Genomic DNA, 24,923 nt, shown 5'->3' on the forward strand with positions numbered 1-24,923 from the left:
CGACGCCACGGTCACCTGCCGTCCTCGTGCTTGCGGAGGTAGTCGCTCAGCTCGTCGAGCTCGGCGCGCACCTGGTCGATACGGGCGGGCGCGGGGCGCTGCGGCGGCGGGGCCGGGGTCGGCGTGGCGGACGGGGGCCCGGGTATCGGGGCCATCCGCGGCACCGGCGTGTGCGGACCGGTCCCGGCGGTGTACGGCGGCTGGGGCTGCGGGTAGCCGTACGCGTGCGCCGGGGGCCGGTGCGCGGCGAACGCCTGGTACGCGTAGCCGAGCGCGTGGAAGTGGCGGATCTCCGCCGCGAGGTAGTACGAGATCACGGGGACGAGGGAACCCAGGAGCAGGGCCAGGCCCGTCCAGGCTCCCGTGGTGTGGATCTCCTCGCCGGGCTCGGTGCCGATCAGCACGAAACCGAGCATCTCGGCCGAGAAGGTGGCCACCAACAGGCCCCAGTCGAGCGATTTACGGGTCACGAGCGCCAGACGCAGCATCAGCACCCAGCCGAGAAGGCCGAAGCTGCACACGGAGATCACCACGAAGAACACGCGCAGGGAGACCAGCACCCCGGTCGAGGGGGGTGGCTTCACCGGCTGCGTCTGGCCGTGGCCTTGCATGGTTGCTCCTGGAGGCCTGATGGGGACGGACGGAAGTACGGGCGGAAGTATGGACGTACAAGTGCGGAGTCCGAGCGTATAGGCCGACAAGGACAACTGGTCCAGGGTTGTACCGAACCGTTGTCGTGCTGGTCACCGCGTCCGTCCCACGGGCCTCAGCCGGGCTCGACCGTGCCGTCCGTCAGACCGTCGTACATGCCGCGGACCAGCTGCTCCCCGAGGCGTCCCGCGAGCCGCAGCGTCTCCTCGAACTCGGCGAGCGCGCGGAACCGTTCGCCGTAGACACGCTGCTGCGCCAGGGGCAGCCGGGGCAGTTGGAGGCGGCGTACGTCGAGCCGGGTCGCGGTGGACGCGTAGCTGCTGGCCTGGCGGTTGTTGGCGGTGCCCCGCAGGAAACCGGCGAGGAACCACGGGTCGAGCGCGGCCGGGTCGGGCCGCAGCAGCGCGAGGTTGCGGCCGAGGGCCGCCCCCGCGGTCGCCCCGTCGACCACGCGCGCGATGGAGCCGCCGCCGAGCACGGGCACGACCACGTCCCCCGCCTCGGTGAGCACGGCCTCCTCGTCGCTCTCGGGCAGCGTCCCGGACGGTGCCGTGCCGGCCAGGACGTCATGGTCGGTGAGGACGGGCACGCGCGCGTGCCCGCCGCTGCCTCCCGTACGCAGCTGGAGCGCGCCCCCGCGCGCGAGTTCACCGATCGTGGTGAGCGGCCAGCGGACGGGCGGGCGCGGCGCGGCGGGGGGCGGGGTGAGGCGGTCGGTCAGCCGGAGGGTCTCGCCCAGGCTGTCGCGCACGTCGGCCAGTCGCTCCGCGCCGCCGCCGGCCGCGGAGGGCGGCAGATGGCGGGCCGGGGCCAGGTCGACGTCGTCGTCGAGGAGTTCGATGACCGGCACGCAGCGGCTGAGGCCCGGCTGCTCCGGCACGGTGCCGGTCCGGTCGAAGGGACGCCAGGCGTCGAGGACGGCGGTGCGCACGGCCTGCCAGTCGAGGCCGCCCCGGCTGTCCGCGGTGTACACACCCGTGTCGGCGAGGAGCACCTCGGGCTGCGCGGCCTGCGAGCCGACGGCGGGCTTGCGCAGCACCCACAGATGCAGGGGGAGGTTGTACGGGGGTGCCGCGCCCGGCGGCAGGGCGATCACCGCGCGCAGGGCGCCGCGGCGCAGCAGATCGGCGCGGATACGGCGGCCGGAGCGGCGGGAGGCGGCGGCGGGCGGCATCAGCAGGACGGCGACGCCGCCTTCCCTGAGGCGGGCCAACGCGTGCTGCACCCAGGCCAGTTCCGACTCGGTACGGGCCGGGAAGCCGTACTCCCAGCGGGGGTCGTAGGCCAGCTCGTCGTGCCCCCAGTTGCGCTCGTTGAACGGCGGGTGGCAGACGACGGCGTCGGCCCGGAGGCTGTCGAACGCGTCCTCGCGCAGGGTGTCGGCGGCGGCGGTGCGGACGACCGCGCGGGTGTGGAGGGCGAGGCGCAGCGCCGTCAGGGCGGCCAGTTCGGGTGCGCTGTCCTGGCCGTCGAGGTGCTGCTCCTCGGTGGCGGACGTGCCGTGGGCGGTCGCCACCGCGCGCAGCAGGGCTCCGGTGCCGCAGGCCGGGTCGAGGACGGTGGTGGCCGGTCCGGCGAGGTCGGCCATCAGGGCGGCGAGGCCGGGCGGTGTGAGCGTGTACTGGCGGGGGTTCGCGTCGAGGTGCCTGCCGAGCAGGAACTCGTACGCCTTGCGCGCGTCCAGTTCGGCGGCGAGTTCGGCGGCGGCGCGCAACAGGGGTGCGGACGGCCGCAGTCGGTCGGCGGTCGGTGTGGCGACGGCCCGTTTGCGGATCGCGCCGAAGCGCGGGGTGAGGACCTGGTCGAGGGGGGCGGGCAGCAGTTCGGCGAGGCGGGCGTCGGAGCCGGCGCTCACCTCCAGCCAGACCGTGGGCCGGTCGTGCACGAGCAGCAACGCGCAGCCGACGTGGATCAGTGCGGTGACCGGGCCCTGCGGGTGTCCGGCGACCTGCTGCCAGACGCGCTCGCGCAGGGGGACCTCGGCCAGCTTGCCCTGGGCGCGCAGCCAGTCCTCGATCTCGGCGAGCGCGAAGGAGGGGCTGGTCTCGGTGCCGCCGACGGGCTTGGGGAAGTCGGCGTGCCGGCGGCGCCAGTTGCTGACGGCGGCGCGGCCGACTCCGGCGAGCCGGGCGATCCCGGCCGCGGTGACCTCTGTCCCGTTCTCCTGCACCCGCTCGGCTCCCCTCGTCCGGTGTGACGCCCGTCTGGTGTGTGGCGCCGATCATAGCGACGCAGGCAAGGTCTACCCATTCACGCCCGTGTACACAACCATCTCCGTGAACCATGTTGACTCGGTTCACAAGCTCTGCTGTGATTGACCCATCGGATGAACGGCCGCCGGGTTACGGCGGTCGTCAGCCTCTGGGGAGGGGACTGTCATGGGCGCCAAGGGAAAGATCGCGCTGGGGGTCGTCGTGGGCGTCGTCGTCATCGGCGCGGTGTCGGCGAACGCGGGCGACGACGGCGACGGCGGTTCCGGGAGCGGCAAGGACTCCACGGCCGCCGCCGGGCGCGAGTCCGGCAAGAAGGCCGGGGACGACGCCGGTTCGGACGCCGACACCAAGAGCGACACCAAGGCCGGCAAGGCGGCGGGCGCCGAGAAGAAGGCGGCGTTCGAGGGGGACGGCGACTTCCAGGTCGGCACCGACGTACAGCCCGGCACCTACCGGACCACCGGCAACGCCGACGGCCTCTGCTACTGGGAGCGCTCCAAGGACGCCTCGGGCGAGATGGACTCGATCCTCGCCAACGACAACGTCAGCGGCGCCAGCTACGTGACGATCCTGAAGACCGACAAGCTCTTCAAGTCGAGCGGCTGCAAGGACTGGGAGGCCGTGGACGCGAAGACCTCCGGCACGCCGGCCAAGCTGATCAAGGGCGACGGCGGGATGCACAGAGTGGGCGCCGACATCGCCCCCGGCACCTACAGGTCCGCGGGCAACACGGACGACCTCTGCTACTGGGAGCGGACCAAGGACTCCTCCCACTCGATGGAGTCGATCATCGCGAACGACAACGTGTCCGGCTCGGCCGTCGTGACCGTCGCCGCCGGGGACGCGTACTTCAAGACCTCGGGCTGCAAGGACTGGAAGAAGACGGGCTGACGCCCCGCCCTCCCCTGCCCCACCACCGTTCCACCTCGATCTCGAAGGAAACCGTCATGCGTCGCACCGCACTTGCCGCCCTCTGTCTCGCCGCCGCGGCCACCGCCTCGCTCACCGGCTGTCTGCCCGGCGAGGACAAGGCCGACAGCAAGCCGAAGGGCCCGTTCGCCGGGCTGACCGGGGGCGAGATCGCCGACCGGGCCGTGAAGGCGACCTCGAACGCCTCGTCGCTGCGCATGAAGGGCGACATCCTGGACGACGACGGCAGCCGTATCGACCTCGACATGGCCCTCGACAAGAAGGGCCGGTGCGCCGGCACGATGAGCGCCGACGGCCAGGGCGAGGCCCAGCTCATGAAGACCGGCGACACCCTCTACATGAAGTACGACGAGAAGTTCCTCCGCGCCCAGGACGAGGACGCGCCGAAGGAGGAGACCGACCAGGTGGTGGCGATGCTGGCCGGCAAGTGGACCAAGATGTCCGCGAAGGGCTCGGACGCCAAGGACATCGCCGGCTTCTGCGACCTCGGCACCGTCCTCGCGGACTTCGAGGACGTCAGCTCCGACGCCACCCGCGGCAAGGCCACCACGGTCGACGGCGCCCCGGCGATCGTCCTGCACGAGAAGGACGGCAAGGACACCTCCACGCTGTTCGTCGCCACCGAGGGCAAGCCCTACCTGCTGAAGGTCGTCAACAAGTCCGCCAAGGACCCGGGCACGGTCATCTTCAGCGACTTCGACACGCCTGTCCCCGCCGAGACCCCCAAGGGCAAGATCCTCGACCTGGACGCGCTGGGCGGCTGACGGTCGTCGCGGGATCCCGGCGAGGCGCGCCCACGGGGGGGCGCGTCTCAAAGGGCGTGCCGCACCCATACGTTGGGCTCGACGTACACCGCGTACCCGAGCGCCGGCTCGCAGTGCACCGGCACCAGCGCGCCGGGCACCGCGACGCGGCCCTCCTTGTCGAACGGCAGCCCCGTCCACTCCCGCCACTCGTCCAGCGACGCGGCGACGGTCATCGACGCCGGTGCCACCGCCTCGATGCGCCCGCCCGCCCGGACGTGGACCCGCAGCCACGGGTCGTGCGGCAGCCCGTCCTCACGCGTCCGGAACGCGTACTCCTCCATCGCCGTCCACGGTTCCCGGTGCTTCGCGCTCGGCCGCACCGGTGCGACGACCTCGCCGAAGCCCTTGGCCCGGGCGTTGTCGCGCATCGCCGAGAGCATCCGCGCCGACAGGCCGGTGCCCTGGGCGTGCGGGGCGACGACGATCGAGATGGCGCTCACGGTGTCGGGTGCGACGCCCTGGCGCAGATCCCCGAACGCCCGTACCAGCACCTCGTCCCAGCCCCGGGCCGGCAGCGCGCCCGGCCCCTCGTCCCCTAGGGCGAACGGCACGCTGTAGGCGTGCGCGACCACTTCGCCGCCCTCGTCCTCGGCGAACAGCACGTACTCCGGCAGTTCCCTGGCGATCCGGCCGTAGTGCGCGTTGCCGACGAGGTCGTTGCGGATGAACTCCGGCCAGGTGTCGGCCATCCCCGTCACCGCGTCGTACATCTCCGGACGCTCGGCGAGGCTCGCGATTCTCAGCACCATGCCGGACACGGTAGGCACCGCACCGGCCCCGGTGAAACCGCTTTTCCGGCACGGAACCGCCCGGCCCGGGGCCCGCGTGGAGCCGACGCGAAGCCCGCCCCGGAGCCCTGCCGCAGCCCCTCTGCGACTCCTCGTCAGCCCGCCGCGAGCCTGCCGTCAGTCGGCGTGGAACCGGCTCGGCGCCTGCGTCGACGTGCCACCCGTGGGGAGCTTCTGCCCCGGGCAGGAGGACAGCACCTTCTTCATCGCGGCCTTCTCCGCGTCGGTGACCCACAGTTCGTACTTCTTCTTCACGGCCACCTGACCGGCCACGTACGTGCAGCGGTACGCCTTGTGCGGCGGGAGCCAGGTCGCGGTGTCCCCGTCGCCCTTGCTGCGGTTGCGTCCGGCGTCGACGGCGAGGAGGTTCAGCGGGTCGTTGGCCAGCGCTATCCGCTTGCTCGCGTCCCACTTGCCGGCACCCTTCTGCCAGGCGTCCGACAGGGCGACGAGATGGTCTATGTCGACCTCGCTGCGCCCGCCGCGCACGAAGGTGACGTCCTTGTCGGTGTACGGGTCGGGGGAGAGCGTCCCCGATTTCACGCTGCAGTCGCCGTCGCTGAACTTCACCTCCTTCAAGTCCCGTTTGAGGATGTCGTCGCGGGTGTCGCAGCCGTTCGAATCGGTGTCCGCCCAGGGGGTGCCGAACTTGTCCCGGTCGTACCCCGTCTTGGGCGCCCTCCCCTTGACGGTCAGTGAGTCGACCGCGGTGAGGGCCGCTCCGCCCGCGCCGGCCGGCTCCTGAGGTCCGGCGGCACCGGTCGTCTCCGCGGTGCAGCCGGTCGCGGCGAGCAGCAGAACCGCGGCACCTGCGGTCCTGGTCCAGAACGTCACGGGCGCTCCTTCTTCTTGCTTTCCCTGCCCGCCCCGAGGGGCGGTCTTCCGTCATCTCACCGTACTGGCCCGGAGGTTGGGAGAGAACGGCGCGAAAGGTACGTATGGTGACTTTGGTGAGCAAGTGGCGCACAACCGGCGTGACGGAGGTGGTGAGACGCCCCCGGTCCGCGGTGAGGCGTCCTCGACCCCCGGAGACCGGCTGTCCCGGATCACGCCCCTCACACCTTTCCGATCCCCAGCGTCGTCTCCGACGGCGCAACTCGGCGCTGGCGGCGGCGAGGGGCCGCCCGGCCGGGTCGACGGACTCGGCCGCGCGACGGGCCAGGCGGCGGCTTCGCGACGCTCCTCCTGAGCCACAATCTGAACTGCCCGGTGGGCGGCCAGGACCCGGAGGAGGTGTTCCACGCTCTGACGGGGCTGCTCTTCAAGTCCACGTGACACCGGCGCACCAGCGCCACAGGCCCGCGGCCCACCCGGGCCGCAGCCCGCAACCTCCCCCTACGACCCCAGGATCGAAGCCAAGAACTCCCCCGTCCACCCCAGCAGCTCCCGCCCGACCAGCGGCTTGCCGCCGACCTTCGCCGTCTTCGGGCGCGGGACCAGAACCTGGTGGGCGGACGGCTTGACGACGGTGCCCGGGTACAGGCGCTGGAGCCGTAGTTCCTGCGACTCCCGCAACTCCACCGGGGCGAACCGGATGTTGTTGCCCTGGAGGACGACCTCGCCCACTCCGCACGCGCGCGCGAGCATCCGCAGTCCGGCCACCAGGAGCAGGTTCTCCACCGGCTCGGGCAGCTTCCCGTACCGGTCGACGAGTTCCTCGCGTACGGCCTTGATGTCGTCCTCGGAGTTGACCGAGGCGATCGCGCGGTAGGCCTGCAGGCGCAGCCGCTCGCCCGGCGCGTAGTCGTGCGGGACGTGCGCGTCGACCGGGAGCTCGATCTTGACCTCCAGCGGCGCCTCCTCGACGACCCCGCCCTCCATGGAGGCGCGGTAGTCGGCGACCGCCTCGCCCACCATGCGTACGTACAGGTCGAAACCGACGCCGGCGATGTGGCCCGACTGCTCGCCGCCCAGCAGGTTTCCGGCGCCGCGGATCTCCAGGTCCTTCATGGCCACGTACATGCCCGCGCCCATCTCCGTGTGCTGGGCGATGGTCGCGAGGCGTTCGTGCGCCGTCTCCGTGAGCGGCTTCTCCGGGGGGTAGAGGAAGTAGGCGTAACCGCGCTCGCGGCCTCGCCCCACCCGGCCGCGCAGCTGGTGCAGTTGCGAGAGGCCGAAGTTGTCGCCGCGCTCCACGATCAGCGTGTTCGCGTTCGAGATGTCGATGCCCGACTCGACGATGGTCGTGGAGACGAGGACGTCGAACTTCTTCTCCCAGAAGTCGACGACGACCTGCTCCAGGGCCTGTTCGGTCATCTGGCCGTGGGCGGTGGCGATCCGCGCCTCCGGCACGATCTCGCGCAGCCGGGCCGCGGCCCGGTCGATCGACTCGACGCGGTTGTGGATGTAGAAGACCTGGCCCTCCCGCAGCAGCTCCCTGCGCACGGCGGCGCCGATCTGCTTCTGCTCGTAGGGGCCGACGAAGGTCAGGACCGGGTGCCGCTCCTCCGGCGGAGTGGTGATCGTCGACATCTCACGGATGCCCGTCACCGCCATCTCCAGGGTGCGCGGGATCGGGGTGGCGGACATGGTCAGTACGTCCACGTTCGCGCGCAGCTTCTTCAGCTGCTCCTTGTGCTCGACGCCGAACCGCTGCTCCTCGTCGACGACGACCAGTCCCAGGTCCTTGAACTTGGTCTCCGAGGAGAACAGCCGGTGCGTGCCGATGACGACGTCCACGGAGCCCTCCCGCAGCCCCTCCAGGGTGGCCTTCGCCTCGGTGTCGGACTGGAAGCGCGACAGGGCCCGTACGTTGACGGGGAACTGCGAGTAGCGCTCGCTGAACGTCCCGAAGTGCTGCTGCACCAGCAGGGTGGTGGGCACGAGGACGGCGACCTGCTTGCCGTCCTGGACCGCCTTGAAGGCCGCGCGGACCGCGATCTCCGTCTTGCCGTAACCGACGTCGCCGCAGATCAGCCGGTCCATCGGGACCGTCTTCTCCATGTCGTCCTTGACCTCGGCGATGGTCGTGAGCTGGTCGGGCGTCTCGGTGTACGGGAACGCGTCCTCCAGTTCGCGCTGCCAGGGCGTGTCGGCGCCGAAGGCGTGGCCGGGGGCCGCCATCCGGGCCGAGTACAGCCTGATCAGGTCCGCCGCGATCTCCTTGACGGCCTTCTTGGCGCGCGCCTTGGTCTTCGTCCAGTCGGCGCCGCCGAGGCGGTGCATGGTCGGCGCCTCGCCGCCCACGTACTTGGTGATCTGTTCCAGCTGGTCCGTGGGGATGTAGAGGCGGTCGCCGGGCTGGCCGCGCTTGGCGGGCGCGTACTCGACGACCAGGTACTCGCGGGTCGCGCTCTGCACGGTCCGCTGGACCATCTCGATGTAGCGGCCGACGCCGTGCTGCTCGTGGACGATGTAGTCGCCCGTCTCCAGCGTCAGCGGGTCGATGCTCTTCCTGCGGCGGGCCGGCATCCGGGCGCCGTCCTTGCCGGCAGCCTTCTGCCCGGTGAGGTCGGTCTCGGTGAGCACGGCGAGTCTGAGCGCCGGGTCGACGAACCCGTAGTCGATCGAGCCGCAGGACACCTGCACGACCGAGGGGGCCAGCGCGCCGAGGTCCGACTCCAGGCGGGCCGCGATGCCCTCCCCGCCGAGCACCTCGACCGTACGGGCCGCCGGGCCGTGCGCCTCGGTGACGAACACCGTGCGCCAGCCGTCCGCGAGCCAGCCCTTGGTGTCGGCGAGGGCCTTCGCGGTGTCGCCGCGGTAGGTCTCGGGGGCGTGCATCCCGAGCTTCAGCGTGTCCGCGTCACCGGCGGCGGCGTCCGCGAACGTCTCCGTCAGTGCCTCGTCCGCCGCGAACTGCGACACCGACCACCACATCATGTCCAGCTCGCGCGCCCGCTCCCGGACGTCCGCGATCGACCACAGGGACGCCGCGTCGACGTCGATGGGGGCCTCGCCGCCGCCCGCCGTCGCCGCCCAGGACGCCTGGAGGAACTCCTGCGAGGTCGCCACCAGGTCGGCGGCGCGCGTACGCACCCGCTCGGGGTCGCACACGAGGGCCATGGAGCCCTTGGGCAGGACGTCGATCAGCAGCTCCATGTCGTCGACGAGGACCGGAGCGAGGGATTCCATGCCCTCGACCGCGATGCCCTCGGCGATCTTGCCGAGCAGCTCGCCCAGCTCGGGGTGCTCCTCCGCCAGCGCCGCCGCCTTGGCCCGTACGTCGTCCGTGAGCAGCAGTTCGCGGCAGGGCGGCGCCCACAGTCCGTGCTCGGCGACCTCAAGGGACCGCTGGTCGGCGACCTTGAAGTAACGGATCTCCTCGACGTCGTCGCCCCAGAACTCCACGCGCAGCGGATGCTCCTCGGTGGGCGGGAAGACGTCCAGGATCCCGCCGCGTACGGCGAACTCGCCGCGCTTCTCCACCAGCTCCACCCGGGCGTACGCCGCTGCCGCCAGGCCCTTCACGATGTCGCCGAGGTCGGCGCTCTGGCCGGTCCGCAGGGCGACGGGTTCCAGGTCGCCCAGGCCCTTGACCTGGGGCTGGAGGACCGAGCGCACGGGGGCGACCACCACGGAGACGGGGCCGGTCTCCGGGTCGTCGGGGCGCGGGTGGGCGAGCCTGCGCAGGACGGCGATCCTGCGGCCGACGGTGTCGCTGCGGGGGGACAGCCGCTCGTGCGGCAGGGTCTCCCAGGACGGGTACTCCACGACGCTGTCCGACGGCAGCAGTGAGCGCAGGGCCGCCGCCAGGTCCTCGGCCTCGCGGCCGGTGGCGGTGACCGCCAGGACCGTGCGGCCGGCCTCCCTGGCCAGGGCCGCCACCGCGAAGGGCCTGGCGGCGGGTGGGCCGACCAGGTCCACGTGCATGCGGTTGCCGTCGCCGGCGGCCTTCACCGCTTCGGTGAGTGCGGCGTCCTTGACGACGGCGTCGAGCAGACCGTGCAGGCTCATGAAGGGGTTCCGTCCGAGGATCTGGGGAGCTGAGGGGGTGGGTGGGGTGGGCAACGCGAGGCACCCGACACGTCTGACGGGCCGGGGGTGTCCAGGGTACGACGCCGGGGTGCTCCCCGCCCGCCCCTGTGGACAGAGGGGGGCTTCCTCGCCCCCGCCGCCCCTACCCTCCCCGTCACTGCATGGGGGCTGCGCCCCCTCGCCCCCATCGCGCAGTTCCCCGCGCCCCCAGGAACCTGGGGCGCGGGGAACTGCGCGATCTTTCGGGGCCACCCCCACCGGGCCCGCACCACCGGGCTCCCACCAAGACCCCCGTCCGTGGTGGACGCTCAAGCAGCGCAGCGGCCCGGCGGCAGCTAATCCGTCGCGATCGCGTTCAGGACGTTCATCCGGCCCGCCCTGAACGCGGGGACCAGCGCCGCGAACAGCCCCACGAACGCCGAGCCGATGAAGACTCCGATGATCGTCGGCCAGGGGATGTCGAGGACCTTCAGGCCCTCCAGGGCGAGGAGCTGCTGGGCGGTGGCGCCCCAGCCCATGCCCAGGCCGAGGCCGAGCAGCGCTCCGAAGAGGGCGATGACGACCGACTCCAGGCGGATCATGCGGCGCAGCTGGCGGCGGGAGAGGCCGATGGCGCGCATCAGGCCGATCTCGCGGGTCCGCTCGACGACCGAGAGGGCCAGGGTGTTCACGACGCCCAGGACCGCCACGATGATCGCGAGGGCCAGCAGGCCGTAGACCATGTTCAGGAGCTGGCCGATCTGGTCCTTGAGCTCCTCCTTGTAGTCGGTCTGGTCACGGACCTGGTACTGCGGGTAGGCGTCCAGGGACTTCTTGAGCGACGCGTACGCCGTCTTCTCCTGGCCGTCCTCGGCGGTGGCGAACATCATGTCGTTCGGCGGCATCTTGTCGGCCGGGACGTAACTCTTCAGCGTGGTGATGCTGAGGTAGCGCGAACCCTTGTCGAGGGCCGTGTCGTCGTCCGTGATCGCGGCGACCTTCAGCTTCGCGGTCCGTGCTCCCTTGAAGGCGACGGTCATCGTGTCGCCGACCTTCACGCCGTGCTTCTTGGCGTAGTCGGAGCCGACCGACATGGCGTCCTTGCCGTACGCCGCCGACAGCTCGCCGGAGAGCGTCTCGCGGCGCAGGTCGCTCGCGTACGTGGGGTCGGCGGCCGTGACGTCGGTGTCCTCGGTCTTCCCGTCGGGCGAGGTCAGCTTCGCATCGACGATCTTGTAGCTGGTGACGTGCTCCAGGCCGGGCGTGTCCTCGATGGCCTTCTGGGCCTGCGGGACGATCCGCTGGTTGCCCTGGACGATGAAGTCCGTGCCCACCGACTTGTCGAGTTCCTCCGTCGCGGAGGCGACCATGGAGGAGCCGACCACGGAGAGGCAGGCGACCAGCGCGAGGCCGATCATCAGGGCCGCTCCGGTGGCGCCGGTACGGCGCGGGTTGCGCAGCGCGTTGCGTTCGGCGAGGCGTCCGACGGGGCCGAAGCCGCGCAGCAGGACCGCGCTGAGGACGCGGACCACGCCGCCCGCGAGGACCGGGCCGATGATGACGAGCCCGATCAGCGAGAGCACCACACCGATGCCGAGCATCGACGCGCCGTCGCCGGCCTTGTCGGCGCCGGCCGCCGTGAAGAGGGCGGCGCCGCCGGCACCGGTGAGGACCAGGCCGATGAGGCCGCGGATCCAGCCGGCCTTGCCGTCGGCCGGCGTACCGGCGTCGCGCAGTGCGGCCATCGGGGAGACCTTGCCGGCCCGGCGGGCGGGCAGGTAGGCGGCGAGGACGGTGACGACGACGCCGAGGACCAGGCCGATGACCGGGGTCGCGGCCTTGACCGTCAGGTCGGCGGTGGAGAGGTTCATGCCCGCCATCGACATGAGCTTCATGAGGCCGACCGCGATGCCGACACCGGCGGCGACGCCCAGGATCGAGCCGACGATGCCGAGGAACAGCGCCTCGATGAGCACGGACCGGTTGACCTGCTTGCGGGAGGAGCCGATGGCCCGCATCAGGCCGATCTCCCGGGTGCGCTGGGCGACGAGCATCGAGAAGGTGTTGATGATGAGGAAGATGCCGACGAGGAAGGCGATTCCGGCGAAGCCGAGCATGGCGTACTTGATGACGTTCATGAACTCGCCGATGCCTTCGCGGCTCTCGTCCGAGTACTCCTTCTGCGTCTGGACCTTGAACGTCCCGTCGGCGGCGGTGAGCTGCGCGGTCACGTTCTGCTTGAGCCGGGCGTCGGTCACGCCGGCGGCGGCCGTGACGTTGATCTGGGTGAACCGGCCGGTGGCGCCGAGCAGTTCGCGCTGCGCGGTGGCGGTGTCGTAGTAGACGACGGCCGCGCCGGGGTTGGTGATCTTGAAGGTGGCGATACCGACGATCTTCGCCTTGAAGTCACCGGTGACGGCTATGGTGCGCAGCTCGTCACCCATCTTGAGGTGGTGCTTGTCCACGGTGTCGGCGTCGACCATCACCTCGGTGGGTCCGCGCGGGGCGTGCCCGGAGGTGATCTCCATCGAACGCAGGTCGTTCTTCGTCCAGTTGCCCGCGATCGTCGGGGCGCCGGTGCTGGACCCCATGTTCTTGTTGTCGCTGTTCACGACGGTCACGTTCATCGAACTGACCGCGCCCTCGGCGGACTTGACGCCCTCCGCCTTCCGCGTCCGCTCGACGGCCGAGGCGGGCAGCGATTCCGGCTTGCCGTTCTGCGGGGTGTCGTCGGCCTCGGCGCCCTTGGGCGAGACCGTGACGTCGGACGAGGTCGTCGCGAAGAGCTTGTCGAAGGTGGTGTTCATGGTGTCGGTGAAGACGAGCGTGCCGCACACGAACGCCACCGACAGCAGGACGGCGACGGCCGACAGGGCCATGCGTCCCTTGTGCGCGAAGAAGTTGCGCATCGAGGTCTTGAAGACGGTCATGACGTGCGCCCCCGGGCGTCGAAGTCCTTCATGCGGTCGAGAACGGCGTCGGCGGTCGGCCGGAGCATCTCGTCGACGATCCGGCCGTCGGCCAGGTACAGCACGCGGTCCGCGTAGGAGGCGGCGACCGGGTCGTGCGTCACCATCACGATGGTCTGGCCGAGTTCGTCGACCGAGCGGCGCAGGAAGCCCAGTACCTCGGCGCCGGCGCGGGAGTCGAGGTTCCCGGTGGGCTCGTCACCGAAGATGATCTCGGGCCGGGCGGCCAGGGCGCGGGCCACGGCGACGCGCTGCTGCTGGCCGCCGGAGAGCTGGTTCGGCCGGTGCTTGAGCCGGGAGGCGAGGCCGACCGTCTCGACGACCTGGGCCAGCCACGCCTTGTCGGGCTTGCGGCCCGCGATGTCCATCGGGAGCGTGATGTTCTCCAGGGCGCTCAGTGTCGGCAGCAGGTTGAACGCCTGGAAGATGAAGCCGATCCGGTCCCGGCGCAGCTGCGTGAGCTTCTTGTCCTTGAGGCCGGTGATCTCGGTCTCGTCCAGGTAGATCTTTCCGGCGGAGACGGTGTCGAGGCCGGCGAGGCAGTGCATCAGGGTGGACTTGCCGGACCCCGAGGGGCCCATGATCGCGGTGAACCGGCCCCGCGCGATGTCCACGTCGACCTGGTCCAGGGCGACGACCCGGGTCTCCCCGGACCCGTACGCCTTGACGACCTGCCGTGCCCGCGCGGCAACGGCCGTACGCTCTCCAGTGCCCCCGTGCCTGGGAATGGTTACAGCCGATGTCACGGTATGTCTCCTAAGTCGGTCGCTGTCAGGACAGTGACGGTCTGCGGTTGTCTTGCAGTGCCCGCGTGCTGCGGTTGTCGTGCGGTGCGGCGGTGCGGTCACGCCGCCCGGTCACAGCCATAAGTCTGGTGGTGGAGGGCGGTCCCCCGCGCTGGTGCCCAGCGCAGTCTTCTGCTGGGGAAAACCCCACCCCCGAAGGTGCGGGACACCGCCCCCGGCACCGCCCTGAGTACCGCCCGCGGCGGCACCCTCAGCGGCATAAAGCCAGGTTAAGGACGGCACGCCTACCGTCTCGTCCTCCGCCGGGACGAACCCTCCCCGAGCCGTAGTACGGAGGTTCCCCTAGGGGCTGTCCACCCGTCGGTGGAGTCCTCCTCGGGGATGCCTCCACCTTCCGGCCCTTCGAGCATCCGCCCTCCCGCGACGTGGGGCGCAAGTGGGAGAGTGGCCACGGCAGATAGGTGCAAGGGGAAGGAATCCTGTGGGCCAGGGGGACACCGAGATACCGGCGGTCACGGAGGACGGGCCCGCCAGGGCACGGGCCGGGGCCGGGAACCGCAGGGCCGTCGTCGCCTCCCTCATGCTCTGCATGGGTCTGGCCGCGCTCGACTCCACGATCGTGTCGACCGCCGTCCCGCAGATCGTCGGCGACCTCGGCGGCTTCTCCGTCTTCTCCTGGCTGTTCTCCGGCTATCTGCTCGCGGTGACCGTCACCCTGCCCGTCTACGGCAAGCTCTCCGACACCTTCGGCCGCAAACCGGTCCTGATCGCCGGTTCGATCCTCTTCCTGCTCGGCTCCCTGCTCTGCGCGCTCGCCTGGAACATGGCCGCGCTGATCGCGTTCCGTATCGTCCAGGGCCTCGGCGGCGGCGCCCTCCAGGGCACGGTCCAGACGCTCGCCGCCGACCTCTACCCGCTCAAGCAGCGCCCGAAGATACAGGCGAAGCTGTCCACGGTGTGGGCGACCTCGGCGATCGCGGGCCCGGCGATCGGCGGGCTGCTCGCCTCGTACGCCGACTGGCGCTGGATCTTCCTCATCAACCTGCCGCTCGGCGCGGTCGCCCTGTGGCTGCTGGTCCGCCACCTCCACGAGCCCGAACGGGCCGCCCCCGCGCGCCGCCCGCGCATCGACTGGGCGGGCGCGCTCACCGTCTTCGCCTGCGGCGGCGTACTCCTGACGGCCCTGGTGCAGGGCGGGGTGGCCTGGCCGTGGCTGTCTGCGCCGTCAACAGCGCTGTTCGGTACGGGAGTCGCGCTCATCGGCGTCCTCGTGCTCGTCGAACGCCGGGCCGCCGAACCGATCATCCCCGGCTGGGTCTGGCGCCGCCGCACCATCGCCGCCGTGAACCTCGCGCTCGGCGCGCTGGGCCTGCTGATGGTCGCCCCGACCGTCTTCCTGCCCACGTACGCGCAGTCGGTGCTGGGGCTCACTCCCGTCGCCGCCGGATTCGTGCTCTCCGTATGGACGTTGAGCTGGCCGGTGTCGGCGGCCCTCAGCCAGCACGTGTACCGGCGCATCGGCTTCCGCAGCACGGCGATGCTCGGCATCGGCACGGCCACGCTGATCCTGTTCGCCTTCCCGTTCCTGCCGTATCCCGGCGCGGCCTGGCAGCCCGCCGTCCTGATGCTCCTGCTCGGCGGGGCGCTCGGCCTCTTCCAACTGCCCCTGCTCATCGGGGTCCAGTCGACCGTCGACTGGGCGGAACGCGGGACGACCACCGCGTCCGTACTCTTCTGCCGGCAGACCGGCCAGACGGTCGGCGCCGCGCTCTTCGGCGCGGTCGCCAACGGCGTGCTGGCCTCCCGGCTGGGCGGCGCGGGCGACCTGGACTCGGTGACCGCGTCCCTGGAGTCGGGCGCACCGGCCGAGCACGTACGCCGGGCGGTCGCGGAGGCGGTCCACGCCGTCTACTTCGGCGCGGCCTGCGCGGCGGCACTCGCCTTCCTGGTCCTGCTGTTCGTGGCCCCGCGCCGCTTCCCGGTACTGAAGAGCCCCGGGGACTGAGGACATCCGGCGATCCGGAGGCGCGGGTCCCTCCGGCCGCACGTGGACACCTCGGAAGCGGACGTAAAGAGGTTAACGCGGGTAACACCCCAGGTCAGCGAAGTAAGCGCATACCGACCAATCAGTTTGTCAAAACCCTCGCGTCGCTCGGCTACCTGCGAGTAACGTGCGTCGTCGCTCCACCCCCCGCTCCCTGCGGTCCGTTTCGGGCCCGAGCCACGCAAGGAGAACCGGGATGTCATACGACACGTCCCCGTCGTACCCCGTTCCACCGCACCGTCCGCCGCACCAACCGCAGTACAGCTCTTCGCAGTCCTACTCCACCTATCCCTGGGCGCCCCAGCCGCAGCCGGAGCCCGGACCCGCCGGGCCGCACCGGCCCCGGCACAGCACGCTCGGACAGCACAGCGACATCCGGGTGCTGCGCTCCGCGTACCGGTTGCAGCGGCGGGTGGCGACCCTGACCGCGCTCGGCTACTTCACGCTGTTCCTCGTCCTGTCGGCGTTCGCGCCCTCGCTGATGAGGGACGAGGTGACCGACGGCCTGACCGTCGGCCTGCTCCTCGGCCTGATCCAGGTCCCCGTCACCGGCGCGGCGATCGGACTGTACGAGTACACCGCCCGCAGGACCGTCGACCCGATCGCCGAGCGGCTCAGAAAGCAGGCCGAGCTGGACACCAGGCGCGCGGAGGTGCGCCCGTGACCGGCTTCAGCAACTCCGCCCAGGCGATGTCCCTGGTGGCGTTCACCGTCGTGGCCACCATCACCCTGCTGCTCTGTGTGATGACCGGCCCCGACCGGGACGACCTCGACGAGTTCTACACCGGCTACGGCAGCCTCTCCCCCATGCGCAACGGCCTCGCCATCGCCGGTGACTACATCTCCGCCGCCACCGTCCTCGGCACCGGCGGCGTGATCGCGCTCTTCGGCCACGACGGTGTCGTACTCGCCCTGAGCACCGCCCTGTCCCTCATGCTCCTGATGTTCCTGCTGGCCGAACCCCTGCGCAACGCGGGCCGGTTCACCATGGGCGACGCCCTGGCCCGCCGGATGCCGGGCCGGGCGGTACGGATCGCGGCGTGCGCGGCGACGCTGACCGCGCTGCTCCCGCTGATGCTCGTGCAGTTGGCGGGCACCGGTGACCTGCTCGCCTTCATCCTCGGCTTCTCCAGCGAGGGCCTGAAGACGGGCTGCATCATCGGCCTCGGCATCCTGATGATCAGCTACGCGGCGATCGGCGGTATGAAGGGCACCGCGCTGATCCAGATCCTGAAGATCGTGATGCTGCTCGGCTCCGGCGCCGTCGTCGCCCTGCTCATCCTGCACAGGTTCGACTGGAGCCTGGGCGACCTGTTCGGCCAGGCGGCGCGGAACAGCGGGGCCGGGTCCGCGTTCCTCAGCTCCGGCCTGCAGTTCTCGGCCGGACCCAACCCACGCCTCGACATGATCAGCGCCCAGCTCACCGTGGTGCTGGGCGGGGCCTGTCTGCCGCACATCACCATGCGCATGTACACGGCGGGCAGCGCCCGTCAGGTGCGCCGCTCGATGTCCTGGGCGGTACCGGCCGTGGCCCTGTTCGTCCTCGTCATCACGGTCGTCGGCTTCGGCGCGACGGCGCTGATCGGGCGTGAGGCCATCGCGGGCGCGGACCCGCAGGGCAACACGGCGTATCTGCTGGGCTCCCGGGCCGCGTTCGGGGCGGACGTCTCCACCGCGGAGACGTTCCTCTTCACGACCGTCACCGCCGCGCTCTTCCTGACGCTGCTCGCCTCCGTCGCCGGCATGATCCTCGCCTGCGCCAACTCCCTCGCCCACGACGTCTTCGCCCACCGCAAGGAACAGCTCACCCCGCGCCGGGAGATGACGCTGGCGCGGGCGTCCGCGGCGGCCGTCGGTATTCCGGCGATCGTGCTGGCCACGCTCGTCCAGCACCACAGCCTGCAGCCGCTGGTCACGCTGTCGTTCTGCCTGGGCGCCTCGGCGATCGCGCCCGCGCTGGTCTACAGCCTGTTCTGGCGGCGCTACACCCGGGGCGGGCTGCTGTGCACGCTGATCGGCGGCTCGGTGGGCACGCTGATCCTGATGACCGGTACGAATCTGGTGTCCGGGTCGCCCATCTCGGCGTTCCCCGACCACGACTTCACGTGGTTCCCGTTCACCACGACCGGCATCGTCTCCATCCCCCTGGGCTTCGCCCTCGGCTGGCTCGGCACGGTCGCCTCGGGGCGGCGGGCGGGGGAGGAACACCGGCGCCGGTACGAGTCGGTGGAAAGCTGGATCCTGGCGGGCGCCACCCGTAAGGAGTGACCTCCGGGGGGCCGGGGGGGCGTGTTGCGCAGTTCCCCGCGCCCCTAAGGGGAGGGGCGAACGGTGCGTTGTTATGTGCGGGCGGGTGGGGGTTGGCCGCGCAGTTCCCCGCGCCCCTAAGGGGCGAGGGGTGGACGGTGCGTTGTTTTGTGCGGGCCGGTGGGGGCTGAGCGCGCAGTTCCTCGCGCCCCTAGGGGGCGAGGGCGAAGCCCCGCCTTCAGGGGCGCGGGGAACTGCGCGGCCAACCCCCACCGGCCCGCACATTCCAGGGGCGCGAGGAACTGCGCGACAAGCCCCCACCCACCCGCACACGACATCCCACCGTCCGTCCTCAGGGGCGCGGGGAACTGCGCAATCCTTTGGGCCCGCCCCCCACCGGCGCAGCCGGCCCCGGCCCGGTGGGGCTACTCCGCCGTCGCGCGCCCCGTCAGCGCAGCGAGGCTGCTGCGGACATGGTCCATGTGCGTCTGCACCTCGTCCCACCGCTCGCCGTGCTCCCGCAGGACCCGTTCCGTCTCGCGGGCCACCCGCTCCTCCCGGACCCGGGCCTCCGCGAGGAGCTCCGCGGCGCGGGCGTCCGCGTCCTCCTGGAGGTGGCGCCCCGCCTCCCGCGCGGAGGCCAGCTCCCGACCCGCCGCGGCCACACTCTCCTCCGCGCGCGCGACAAGTTCCTCGTGGCGCGCGTCGAGCGCGGCCTCCCGCTCGGCGGCCTCGCGCCCGGCCCGCTCCCAGCGTTCGGTGTGCTCCTTCTCCTGGTCGGCGACGAGGTCCTCCCCGCGCCGCCGCGTCTCGCGCAGCGCGACGAGGGCCTCACCACGGCCCTCCTTCACCTCGCGCCGCGCGGAGATCCGCATCTCGTCGGCCTCGGCCTGCGCGGCCAGCAGCCGGTGCCGGGCCCGGTCGTCGGCCTCGCCGCGCACCTCGTCGGCGTCCGCCCGCGCGGCCTCGCTCACCCGGTCGGCCGCCGCCCGCGCCTCGTCGACGGTCCGGCGCGCCTGCCGCACGGCGTCCTCGCGCAGCTCCGCGGCCTCCTCCTCGCCCAGTTCGAAGAGCCGCCGGGCCCGGTCGCCGAGCGTCTCGTACGTCTGGGGGACGAGCCCCGTCACGACCTCGCGCAGCCGTAGCGCCTCGGACTCCATCTCCCTGGCCAGCACGGTCAGCCGCGCGGCCCGCTCCCAGGCGGCGTCGCGCCCCTCCGAGAGCGCCGCGGCGTACGCGTCGACCTGCGCGGGGCGGTAACCACGCCCCCGCACGGCCTCGAAGCCCTGAAACGACACCGATGAGCTGCTCATGCCGCTCATCCTGATGGATCAGACGGAAGTGTTCATAACGCGACACTCCGCGCATTCCGCCACCCGGATCCGGCCGGATCCGGCCGGTTTCAGTGAGGGTCCGTCAGAGCAGCCCGTCCCACATCTGCTCCAGCAGCACCGACCACCAGCTCTCCGGCGACCCGAGGGCCGCCGGATCGATCGCGGCCAACTGCGCCTGGAAATCGACGGTCCAGCGCCCCGCCTGCTCCTGGTTGAGCCCGAAGCGAAGACGCCACATACGGCCCAGCAGCGCGAGGCTGCGCGCGAACTCGGGCAGCCCCGTGTTCACGAACTGCGGCGGTACGGGAGCACCGCCCGGGCCCGCCTCCACCGGCACGGCCACGATGTTCGCGGTCCCGTACTGGACGCAGATCGCCTTGCCGAAGTCACTGCCCATGACGAGGTACGAGCCCGCGTCGGCGCCCGGCTGGATGCCACGCTCCTGCGCCAGTTCGGCGAGCGTGGGCACCGGGCGGCCCGGCTGGGCCTGCGCCCAGAAGAACGGGTTCATGTCGACGGGCAGCCCGGCCACCACCAGGGTGTGCGCCACGATCGGCGGTACGCCCTGCCGGGAGACCGCGGCCTGGTCGAACCGGAACAGACCGGGCCCGAAGGCCGCCGCCAGCTCCTGCCCGATGGCCTCCGGCGGGATCGGCGGCGCGGACTGCACCGGCGGCAACGGCGCCCGTACGGGTCCGGGCCGCGCGGGACCGTCCGCGACCTGGTGCAACTCACCCTGATGGGCGAGCAGTTGGGCCATGCCCTGCTGACGGCTCGCATGGTCGGTGCCGTACGAGGCGATGCTCGTGATCCGCGCCTGCGGCCAGCTCTCCCGGATCATCCGCGCGCAGTACGCGCCCGGCAGCTCGCAGGACTCCAGCTCCGTGTGCAGTTCGAGCACCTGCTGCGGCGGCACGTTCATCGCCCGCAGCTCGTGCAGGATCTGCCACTCCGGGTGCGGGGTGCCGGGCGCGGACCGCCGGATCAGCTGCTGTTCGCTGCCGTCCTGGGCGCGGTAGCGCAGCACCGCCTGGTAGCCGGGGCCGACCGTGGGCTGCCCCTGCTGCGGATAGCCGTAGGCCGGCGGCTGCTGGCCGGGGCCCGGCTGGCCCGGGAACGGCTGCTGCTGTCCCGGGAACGGCGGCCGGCCGGCCTGGTTCGGGGCGGGCGGCGGCATACCGGGCGCACCGGGCGCGGGGGGCGGCGGCGGAGCCGTACCCGGCCCGCCGACCGGCGGACCGGCCAGCATGGTCGCGGCATGGTGCACACCACCGGGCGGCGTACCCCCCGGAGTGCCGGGGCCACCCGGAGCGCCGGGAGCACCCGGGGCACCGGGCGCACCGGGAGCGCCCGGAGGCTGCGGAGCACCGGGGCCGCCGACCGCGGGCCCGGCGAGCACGGTCGCGGCATGGTGCACACCACCGGAACCACCGGAAGAACCACCGGGCGAGCCCGGGGGGTTGGGCGCGCCGGGAGCACCGGGCGCACCCGGAGGCTGGGGGGCACCCGGACCGCCGGGACCACCCGGACCGCCCTGCGCACCCGGCACCTCCGGCCCGTCCGGGCCGAGCTGCGAGACGAACTGCGTCGGTACGTAGCCACCGGCCGGTACGCCCGGCGCACCGGGCCCGGACGCGGGAGCGGGACCGCCGGCGGGAGGACCGCCCGGAGCCGGACCGCCCGGCCGCGCACCCGGCGTACCGGGCACCCCGGGAGGCGGCGGCGTACCCGGCGCGTTCGCGCCCCGCGCGCCACGCGGCGGGCCCTGCGCCTTGCTGGTCGCCGCGTCCGCGATGTCACCGGCGCCCGGCGGCAGCGGCCGGCCCGGCGCACTCGGCGCGGGCGGCTGCTGCGGAGCGTCGCCGGCGGGCGGCTGCGGAGCGCCCTGCGGATACCCGTAGGAGGGAGCGCCCGGAGGAGGCGTACCCGGGCCCTGCGGGACCGCGGGCGGCGCCGGATCTCCGAGGGCGGGCGAGACGCTCGTGCGCGGCAGCTGGCTGCCGCCAGAGATCAGCTTGGTCCTGGCCTCGGGCTCCGCCTCGGGCGGCGGGCCACCGGGTCCGACGTCGCGGATCTGCGGCGCGTACACCGTCGCCGGCAGCGGTACGGAACGGTCGTCCCCCGCCTCGGCGTTGGTGTCCGTACCGGCCCACGGAGTCGCGTCGGCGGGCACCGCGGCGGAACCGGGAGCGCCCCCTCCGGCGGCGGGCCACGCCGTGCCACCGCTCGGAGCGGCGGGCGCCGGCGAAGCGGCGGGCGGCCCCGGCAGGGTCTCGGGCAGCGGACCCACGGAACCGCTGTGAGCGGCAGGGGCCGAAGGAGCTGCGGGAACCGCGTCGGACGGAGGAACGGCGTCGACCGGAGGAGCGGCAGGGGCGGCGGGAACCGCGTCACTGACCTCGGCGGCGGGCCGCGACCCGGCGCCGTCCGACGGCCGGGCCGCAGCCCCGCCGGACGTGGCGTCCCGGCGGTCCGGGATGCCCATCCGGTCCGCGGCCTCCTGCAGCCACTCCGGCGGAGTCAGCAGGAACGACGTCTGGTTGAGGTCCACACGCGCGGGCGGCGCGGGCGCCGGATCGGGCGCCGCCGCCGACACGCCGTACTCCTCCTCGTACCGGCGGATCACCTCGCCCACCGGCAGCGAGGGCCACAGGGTGGCCTCCCCGCTGTCGCGCGCGATGACGAGCCGCTGGGCGCCGCCGTCGGAACGCGGGCCCTCGGCCCGGTCCTCCGCCCACACCACGAAGCCGAGTTCGAACTCCCGGACCCGCACCTCGCGGTGCTGGTAGCCGGGCACGTCTGCGTTGATCCATTCCTCGGCGCGCTCCTGCGCCTGCGCGAAGGTCACCATCGGACGCTCACTCCCCCACCGAAGACACGGCGGACACCGGGACCGCCCGCGCGAAACCGCCGTCCACCATCAGGTTCGCCACCGTCTCCAGCTCGGGCGGATTGCCCGCGAGCCGGGACAGGAACTGATCGAAGTCGTCACCACAGGGCAGCAGCAGCCGCTGTACGCGCTCCGCGGGCGGCCACTCGTCCCGGTCACGGGCGTCGTCGAACGCGCAGAACCACACCGAGCCGATCCGGTCGCCCTTGACCTTCACCGCGAGCAGCCCGCCCTGCACGAAACCGACTCCCAGATAGTCCTTGGTGAGATGGTCCCGCAGGCACTTGTTGACGTAGACGAGGTCGTTGACGGCCGCCTCGTCCCGCACCGTGAAGAACGGCTGGTCGACCAGCAGCCCCAGCTCCGCGTCCAGCGCGGCCCCCACCGGGGCGCACCCGCCGGCGGCCTTGAGGAAGGAACGGTACGCCCCCGGCAGCCGGTAGCCGAGATCCTCCTCGACGCCCTGCACCTGCTGCTCGGTGACGGCGACCGACGACTTCGGCAGTCCGAAGTGCGCGGGGCGGGTCTCCTGCAGCGGCCGGGTGCCGCGCTTGTCCTGGTCGACGACCGCGGTGGCGAGCCCGCCGTGATGCCGCAGCAGCGCCTTCACCTCGACCGGCACCAGCTCCAGCCGGCGCGTGCGCGGCACGTGGTGCCACGTCCAGCCGTGCGGGGTCGCCACCGCCGGGATCGTGTCCCACAGATCATGTCCGGAAGCCGCCAGGGCGGCGTTCGCCGACACGTAGTCGGTCAGCCGCAGCTCGTCGACACCGAACCCCTCGGGCGGTTCGGCGATCTCCGCGGCCGCACGTGCGTAGAACGAGAAGTCGGGGTAACCGACCTCGTCAACACGTACCCCTCTGGGGTGACGTGCCGCCCGCACCGGATCCGGGAAGTGCACGACCTGCCCGGCATAGGCCGCGTTCGGCGGCGCGGCTTGTTGCCCGAGCCGACCTGTCGTCATGGCGGTTGCCCCCTGCGGCGTAATGAAGGATCGCGGATGTCGACAGCCTATGCGGTGCGGCGACACCGGTCACCGGGCCTCCTGTTCCATACCGGCCAAGGGCCCTCCGGTTCCGTGACCTGCCGTCATCGAGCCGTGACGGTAAGACGAAGACCGCGCGTGTCGCACCGCCCCAGCTTCCGCACCAGCCACGGAGTTTGGCACTCTGTCGGAGCACCGGGGGATGCATTAAGGGGAGGTAACAGGACGATGAGCGCGACACGGACGGGTACGACAGGGGATCCGCGGGTCGGCTGGAGCAGCAGTGAGGCGCCCGCCGCCCCGGTCCTGCTGCACCGGCGCGACGGCATACTCCCGACCATCGCCGCCGCCCTCTCCGTGCGGGGCGCCACCCTCACCGGCACCGCGGGCCGCGGCGACCAGCCGCCGCCCCTGCACCCCCTCGTGCGGGACTTCCTCGACACCCTCACCAGCGGCCAGCGCGACCGATTCACCGGCCGATGCGCCGAGGCGATCCTCATCTCCCGCCATCTCTCCACCGCCGACGCCGCCCGCTCCAAACGCGCCACCCGAAAACCCATGACCAACGGCGAGGCCAGAAAATCCCTCAAGCAGGCCAAACTCACCGCCCGCCGCATCCGCGAGGACGGCGACCCGCTGCACGGCTGCTTCGCGCAGCCCTGCCGCGCCTGCACCGCGCTCAGCGCCCACTTCGGCGTACGCATCGTCGACCCGACGGCCCAGGAGAACTGACGGCTCAGGAGAACCGACGGCTCAGGAGAACCGACGGCGGCCCCGCCACCGGCAGCGGGCTTCGACCCGCGCACAGGCGCCGCCGACGCCACCAGAAACAGCCGACCGGACACCAGACCACCGCACGGCGGCTCAGACCGATCGCGAAGGGCAGATGCACACCGACCGCACCGCCTCCACCTCGACCACCCGCTTCTCCGTCCAGGTCGACGCCTCGCTGCGCGACGCCGGATGGCAACCGGGCCGCTGGGACATAAAGCAGGCCGAGTTCTGGGCCGACGCCCTGCGCGGCCACGAGTCCCCCGCGGGGCACCGCCACGCCGTGTTCCCGGCGGCGGTGGAGGCATGGGCGGAGTTCGGCGGGCTGCGCGTCAGCACGGCCGAGGCGGGCCGCCAGATCGCCTCGTCCCCCCTGCACCTGGACCCCCTGCACGGCCTGCACATGGCCCGCACCCTCGCCGACCTGGGCAGAGCCCTGGACACCGAGGTCGCCCCCCTCGGCGAGGAGACCGACAGCAGGGCCCTGCTCGCCATCGACATGGAGGGCCGCGTGTACACCCTGGACCACACGGGCGACTGGTACCTCGGCGCCGACATCGACCAGGCGCTGGCCACCCTCATCGCGGGCCGGGAACCGGTACGCCTGACCACCGGCTGAGCCGGCACCACGGCCGGTCCGGGCTCAGCCTCCG

17 protein-coding genes are annotated in these 24,923 nt (G+C 72.2%); 7 read left to right on the forward strand and 10 right to left on the reverse strand.

What is annotated here, in order from left to right; translation table 11 throughout:
- Positions 1–11: 11 nt before the first annotated feature.
- The gene (locus tag J8N05_RS02465; RefSeq protein ID WP_210880840.1) at positions 12–611 is read right to left on the reverse strand and encodes a hypothetical protein; all 600 of its coding nucleotides are present in this window, start codon (positions 609–611) and stop codon (positions 12–14) included.
- A gap of 155 nt (positions 612–766) precedes the next feature.
- Entirely contained in the window at positions 767–2,821 is a 2,055-nt protein-coding gene (locus tag J8N05_RS02470; protein ID WP_210880841.1) for an N-6 DNA methylase, read from the reverse strand.
- Between the two features lie 208 nt (positions 2,822–3,029).
- On the opposite strand from J8N05_RS02470, the gene J8N05_RS02475 reads away from it, so the two are divergent.
- Entirely contained in the window at positions 3,030–3,755 is a 726-nt protein-coding gene (locus tag J8N05_RS02475) for a hypothetical protein (RefSeq protein WP_210880842.1), read from the forward strand.
- A gap of 56 nt (positions 3,756–3,811) precedes the next feature.
- Positions 3,812–4,558: a hypothetical protein gene (locus J8N05_RS02480; protein WP_210880843.1), complete on the forward strand. Its 747-nt coding sequence runs from the start codon at positions 3,812–3,814 to the stop codon at positions 4,556–4,558.
- Positions 4,559–4,605: 47 nt separating this feature from the next.
- Here the strand turns inward: J8N05_RS02480 and J8N05_RS02485 are convergent, their stop codons facing one another.
- The 5 genes from J8N05_RS02485 to J8N05_RS02505 form a co-directional block, all read right to left on the reverse strand.
- A complete protein-coding gene (locus J8N05_RS02485) occupies positions 4,606–5,349 on the reverse strand; it encodes a GNAT family N-acetyltransferase (protein ID WP_210880844.1) in 744 nt (247 codons plus the stop codon).
- A 156-nt stretch (positions 5,350–5,505) separates the two neighbouring features.
- Positions 5,506–6,222 carry an HNH endonuclease family protein gene (locus J8N05_RS02490; protein WP_210880845.1) on the reverse strand — a complete coding sequence of 239 codons (717 nt, stop codon included), beginning with the start codon at positions 6,220–6,222 and terminating at the stop codon, positions 5,506–5,508.
- Positions 6,223–6,723: 501 nt separating this feature from the next.
- Entirely contained in the window at positions 6,724–10,284 is a 3,561-nt protein-coding gene (gene mfd / locus J8N05_RS02495) for a transcription-repair coupling factor (RefSeq protein ID WP_210880846.1), read from the reverse strand.
- A 356-nt stretch (positions 10,285–10,640) separates the two neighbouring features.
- A complete protein-coding gene (locus tag J8N05_RS02500) occupies positions 10,641–13,214 on the reverse strand; it encodes an ABC transporter permease (protein WP_210880847.1) in 2,574 nt (857 codons plus the stop codon).
- Positions 13,211–13,999 (reverse strand): ABC transporter ATP-binding protein, encoded by a 789-nt coding sequence (locus J8N05_RS02505; RefSeq protein ID WP_189769808.1) that lies wholly within the window; start codon positions 13,997–13,999, stop codon positions 13,211–13,213. The genes J8N05_RS02500 and J8N05_RS02505 overlap by 4 nt, the downstream gene beginning before the upstream one ends.
- 481 nt (positions 14,000–14,480) lie before the next feature.
- Between J8N05_RS02505 and J8N05_RS02510 the strand changes: the two genes are divergently transcribed.
- The 3 genes from J8N05_RS02510 to J8N05_RS02520 all read left to right on the forward strand — a co-directional run bounded on the left by J8N05_RS02510 (position 14,481) and on the right by J8N05_RS02520 (position 18,311).
- Positions 14,481–16,004 (forward strand): MFS transporter, encoded by a 1,524-nt coding sequence (locus J8N05_RS02510; protein WP_407699881.1) that lies wholly within the window; start codon positions 14,481–14,483, stop codon positions 16,002–16,004.
- A gap of 235 nt (positions 16,005–16,239) precedes the next feature.
- Positions 16,240–16,707, forward strand: coding sequence for a DUF485 domain-containing protein (locus J8N05_RS02515; protein ID WP_210880848.1), 468 nt, complete (start codon positions 16,240–16,242; stop codon positions 16,705–16,707).
- A gap of 26 nt (positions 16,708–16,733) precedes the next feature.
- Entirely contained in the window at positions 16,734–18,311 is a 1,578-nt protein-coding gene (locus J8N05_RS02520) for a sodium/solute symporter (RefSeq protein ID WP_210889973.1), read from the forward strand.
- Positions 18,312–18,715: 404 nt separating this feature from the next.
- On the opposite strand, the gene J8N05_RS02525 is transcribed toward J8N05_RS02520, so the two are convergent.
- The 3 genes from J8N05_RS02525 to J8N05_RS02535 all read right to left on the reverse strand — a co-directional run bounded on the left by J8N05_RS02525 (position 18,716) and on the right by J8N05_RS02535 (position 23,478).
- Positions 18,716–19,603, reverse strand: a complete 888-nt coding sequence (locus J8N05_RS02525) for a coiled-coil domain-containing protein (RefSeq protein WP_210880849.1) — start codon at positions 19,601–19,603, stop codon at positions 18,716–18,718.
- Positions 19,604–19,706: 103 nt separating this feature from the next.
- Complete coding sequence (locus J8N05_RS02530; RefSeq protein ID WP_210880850.1) at positions 19,707–22,475, reverse strand: SUKH-4 family immunity protein; 2,769 nt, start codon at positions 22,473–22,475, stop codon at positions 19,707–19,709.
- A 7-nt stretch (positions 22,476–22,482) separates the two neighbouring features.
- Positions 22,483–23,478, reverse strand: a complete 996-nt coding sequence (locus J8N05_RS02535; protein WP_210880851.1) for an SMI1/KNR4 family protein — start codon at positions 23,476–23,478, stop codon at positions 22,483–22,485.
- 249 nt (positions 23,479–23,727) lie between these two features.
- Between J8N05_RS02535 and J8N05_RS02540 the strand changes: the two genes are divergently transcribed.
- Positions 23,728–24,231: a YwqJ-related putative deaminase gene (locus J8N05_RS02540; protein WP_210880852.1), complete on the forward strand. Its 504-nt coding sequence runs from the start codon at positions 23,728–23,730 to the stop codon at positions 24,229–24,231.
- A gap of 154 nt (positions 24,232–24,385) precedes the next feature.
- Positions 24,386–24,889, forward strand: a complete 504-nt coding sequence (locus tag J8N05_RS02545; protein WP_210880853.1) for an SUKH-3 domain-containing protein — start codon at positions 24,386–24,388, stop codon at positions 24,887–24,889.
- The last annotated feature ends 34 nt before the right edge of the window (positions 24,890–24,923 follow it).

Origin of the sequence: Streptomyces liliiviolaceus, assembly GCF_018070025.1 — a bacterium.
In the GTDB taxonomy this organism is placed as follows: Bacteria; Actinomycetota; Actinomycetes; order Streptomycetales; family Streptomycetaceae; genus Streptomyces; species Streptomyces liliiviolaceus.

What these genes read in the sequence shown, in the direction of transcription:
- J8N05_RS02525 (WP_210880849.1), bottom strand. Translation starts at nt 19,603, where the DNA reads ATGAGCAGCTCATCGGTGTCGTTTCAGGGCTTCGAGGCCGTGCGGGGG.
- J8N05_RS02530 (WP_210880850.1), bottom strand. Translation starts at nt 22,475, where the DNA reads ATGGTGACCTTCGCGCAGGCGCAGGAGCGCGCCGAGGAATGGATCAAC.
- J8N05_RS02485 (WP_210880844.1), bottom strand. Translation starts at nt 5,349, where the DNA reads ATGGTGCTGAGAATCGCGAGCCTCGCCGAGCGTCCGGAGATGTACGAC.
- J8N05_RS02475 (WP_210880842.1), top strand. Translation starts at nt 3,030, where the DNA reads ATGGGCGCCAAGGGAAAGATCGCGCTGGGGGTCGTCGTGGGCGTCGTC.
- J8N05_RS02500 (WP_210880847.1), bottom strand. Translation starts at nt 13,214, where the DNA reads ATGACCGTCTTCAAGACCTCGATGCGCAACTTCTTCGCGCACAAGGGA.
- J8N05_RS02535 (WP_210880851.1), bottom strand. Translation starts at nt 23,478, where the DNA reads ATGACGACAGGTCGGCTCGGGCAACAAGCCGCGCCGCCGAACGCGGCC.
- J8N05_RS02545 (WP_210880853.1), top strand. Translation starts at nt 24,386, where the DNA reads ATGCACACCGACCGCACCGCCTCCACCTCGACCACCCGCTTCTCCGTC.
- J8N05_RS02520 (WP_210889973.1), top strand. Translation starts at nt 16,734, where the DNA reads ATGTCCCTGGTGGCGTTCACCGTCGTGGCCACCATCACCCTGCTGCTC.
- J8N05_RS02465 (WP_210880840.1), bottom strand. Translation starts at nt 611, where the DNA reads ATGCAAGGCCACGGCCAGACGCAGCCGGTGAAGCCACCCCCCTCGACC.
- mfd (WP_210880846.1), bottom strand. Translation starts at nt 10,284, where the DNA reads ATGAGCCTGCACGGTCTGCTCGACGCCGTCGTCAAGGACGCCGCACTC.
- J8N05_RS02540 (WP_210880852.1), top strand. Translation starts at nt 23,728, where the DNA reads ATGAGCGCGACACGGACGGGTACGACAGGGGATCCGCGGGTCGGCTGG.
- J8N05_RS02515 (WP_210880848.1), top strand. Translation starts at nt 16,240, where the DNA reads ATGTCATACGACACGTCCCCGTCGTACCCCGTTCCACCGCACCGTCCG.
- J8N05_RS02480 (WP_210880843.1), top strand. Translation starts at nt 3,812, where the DNA reads ATGCGTCGCACCGCACTTGCCGCCCTCTGTCTCGCCGCCGCGGCCACC.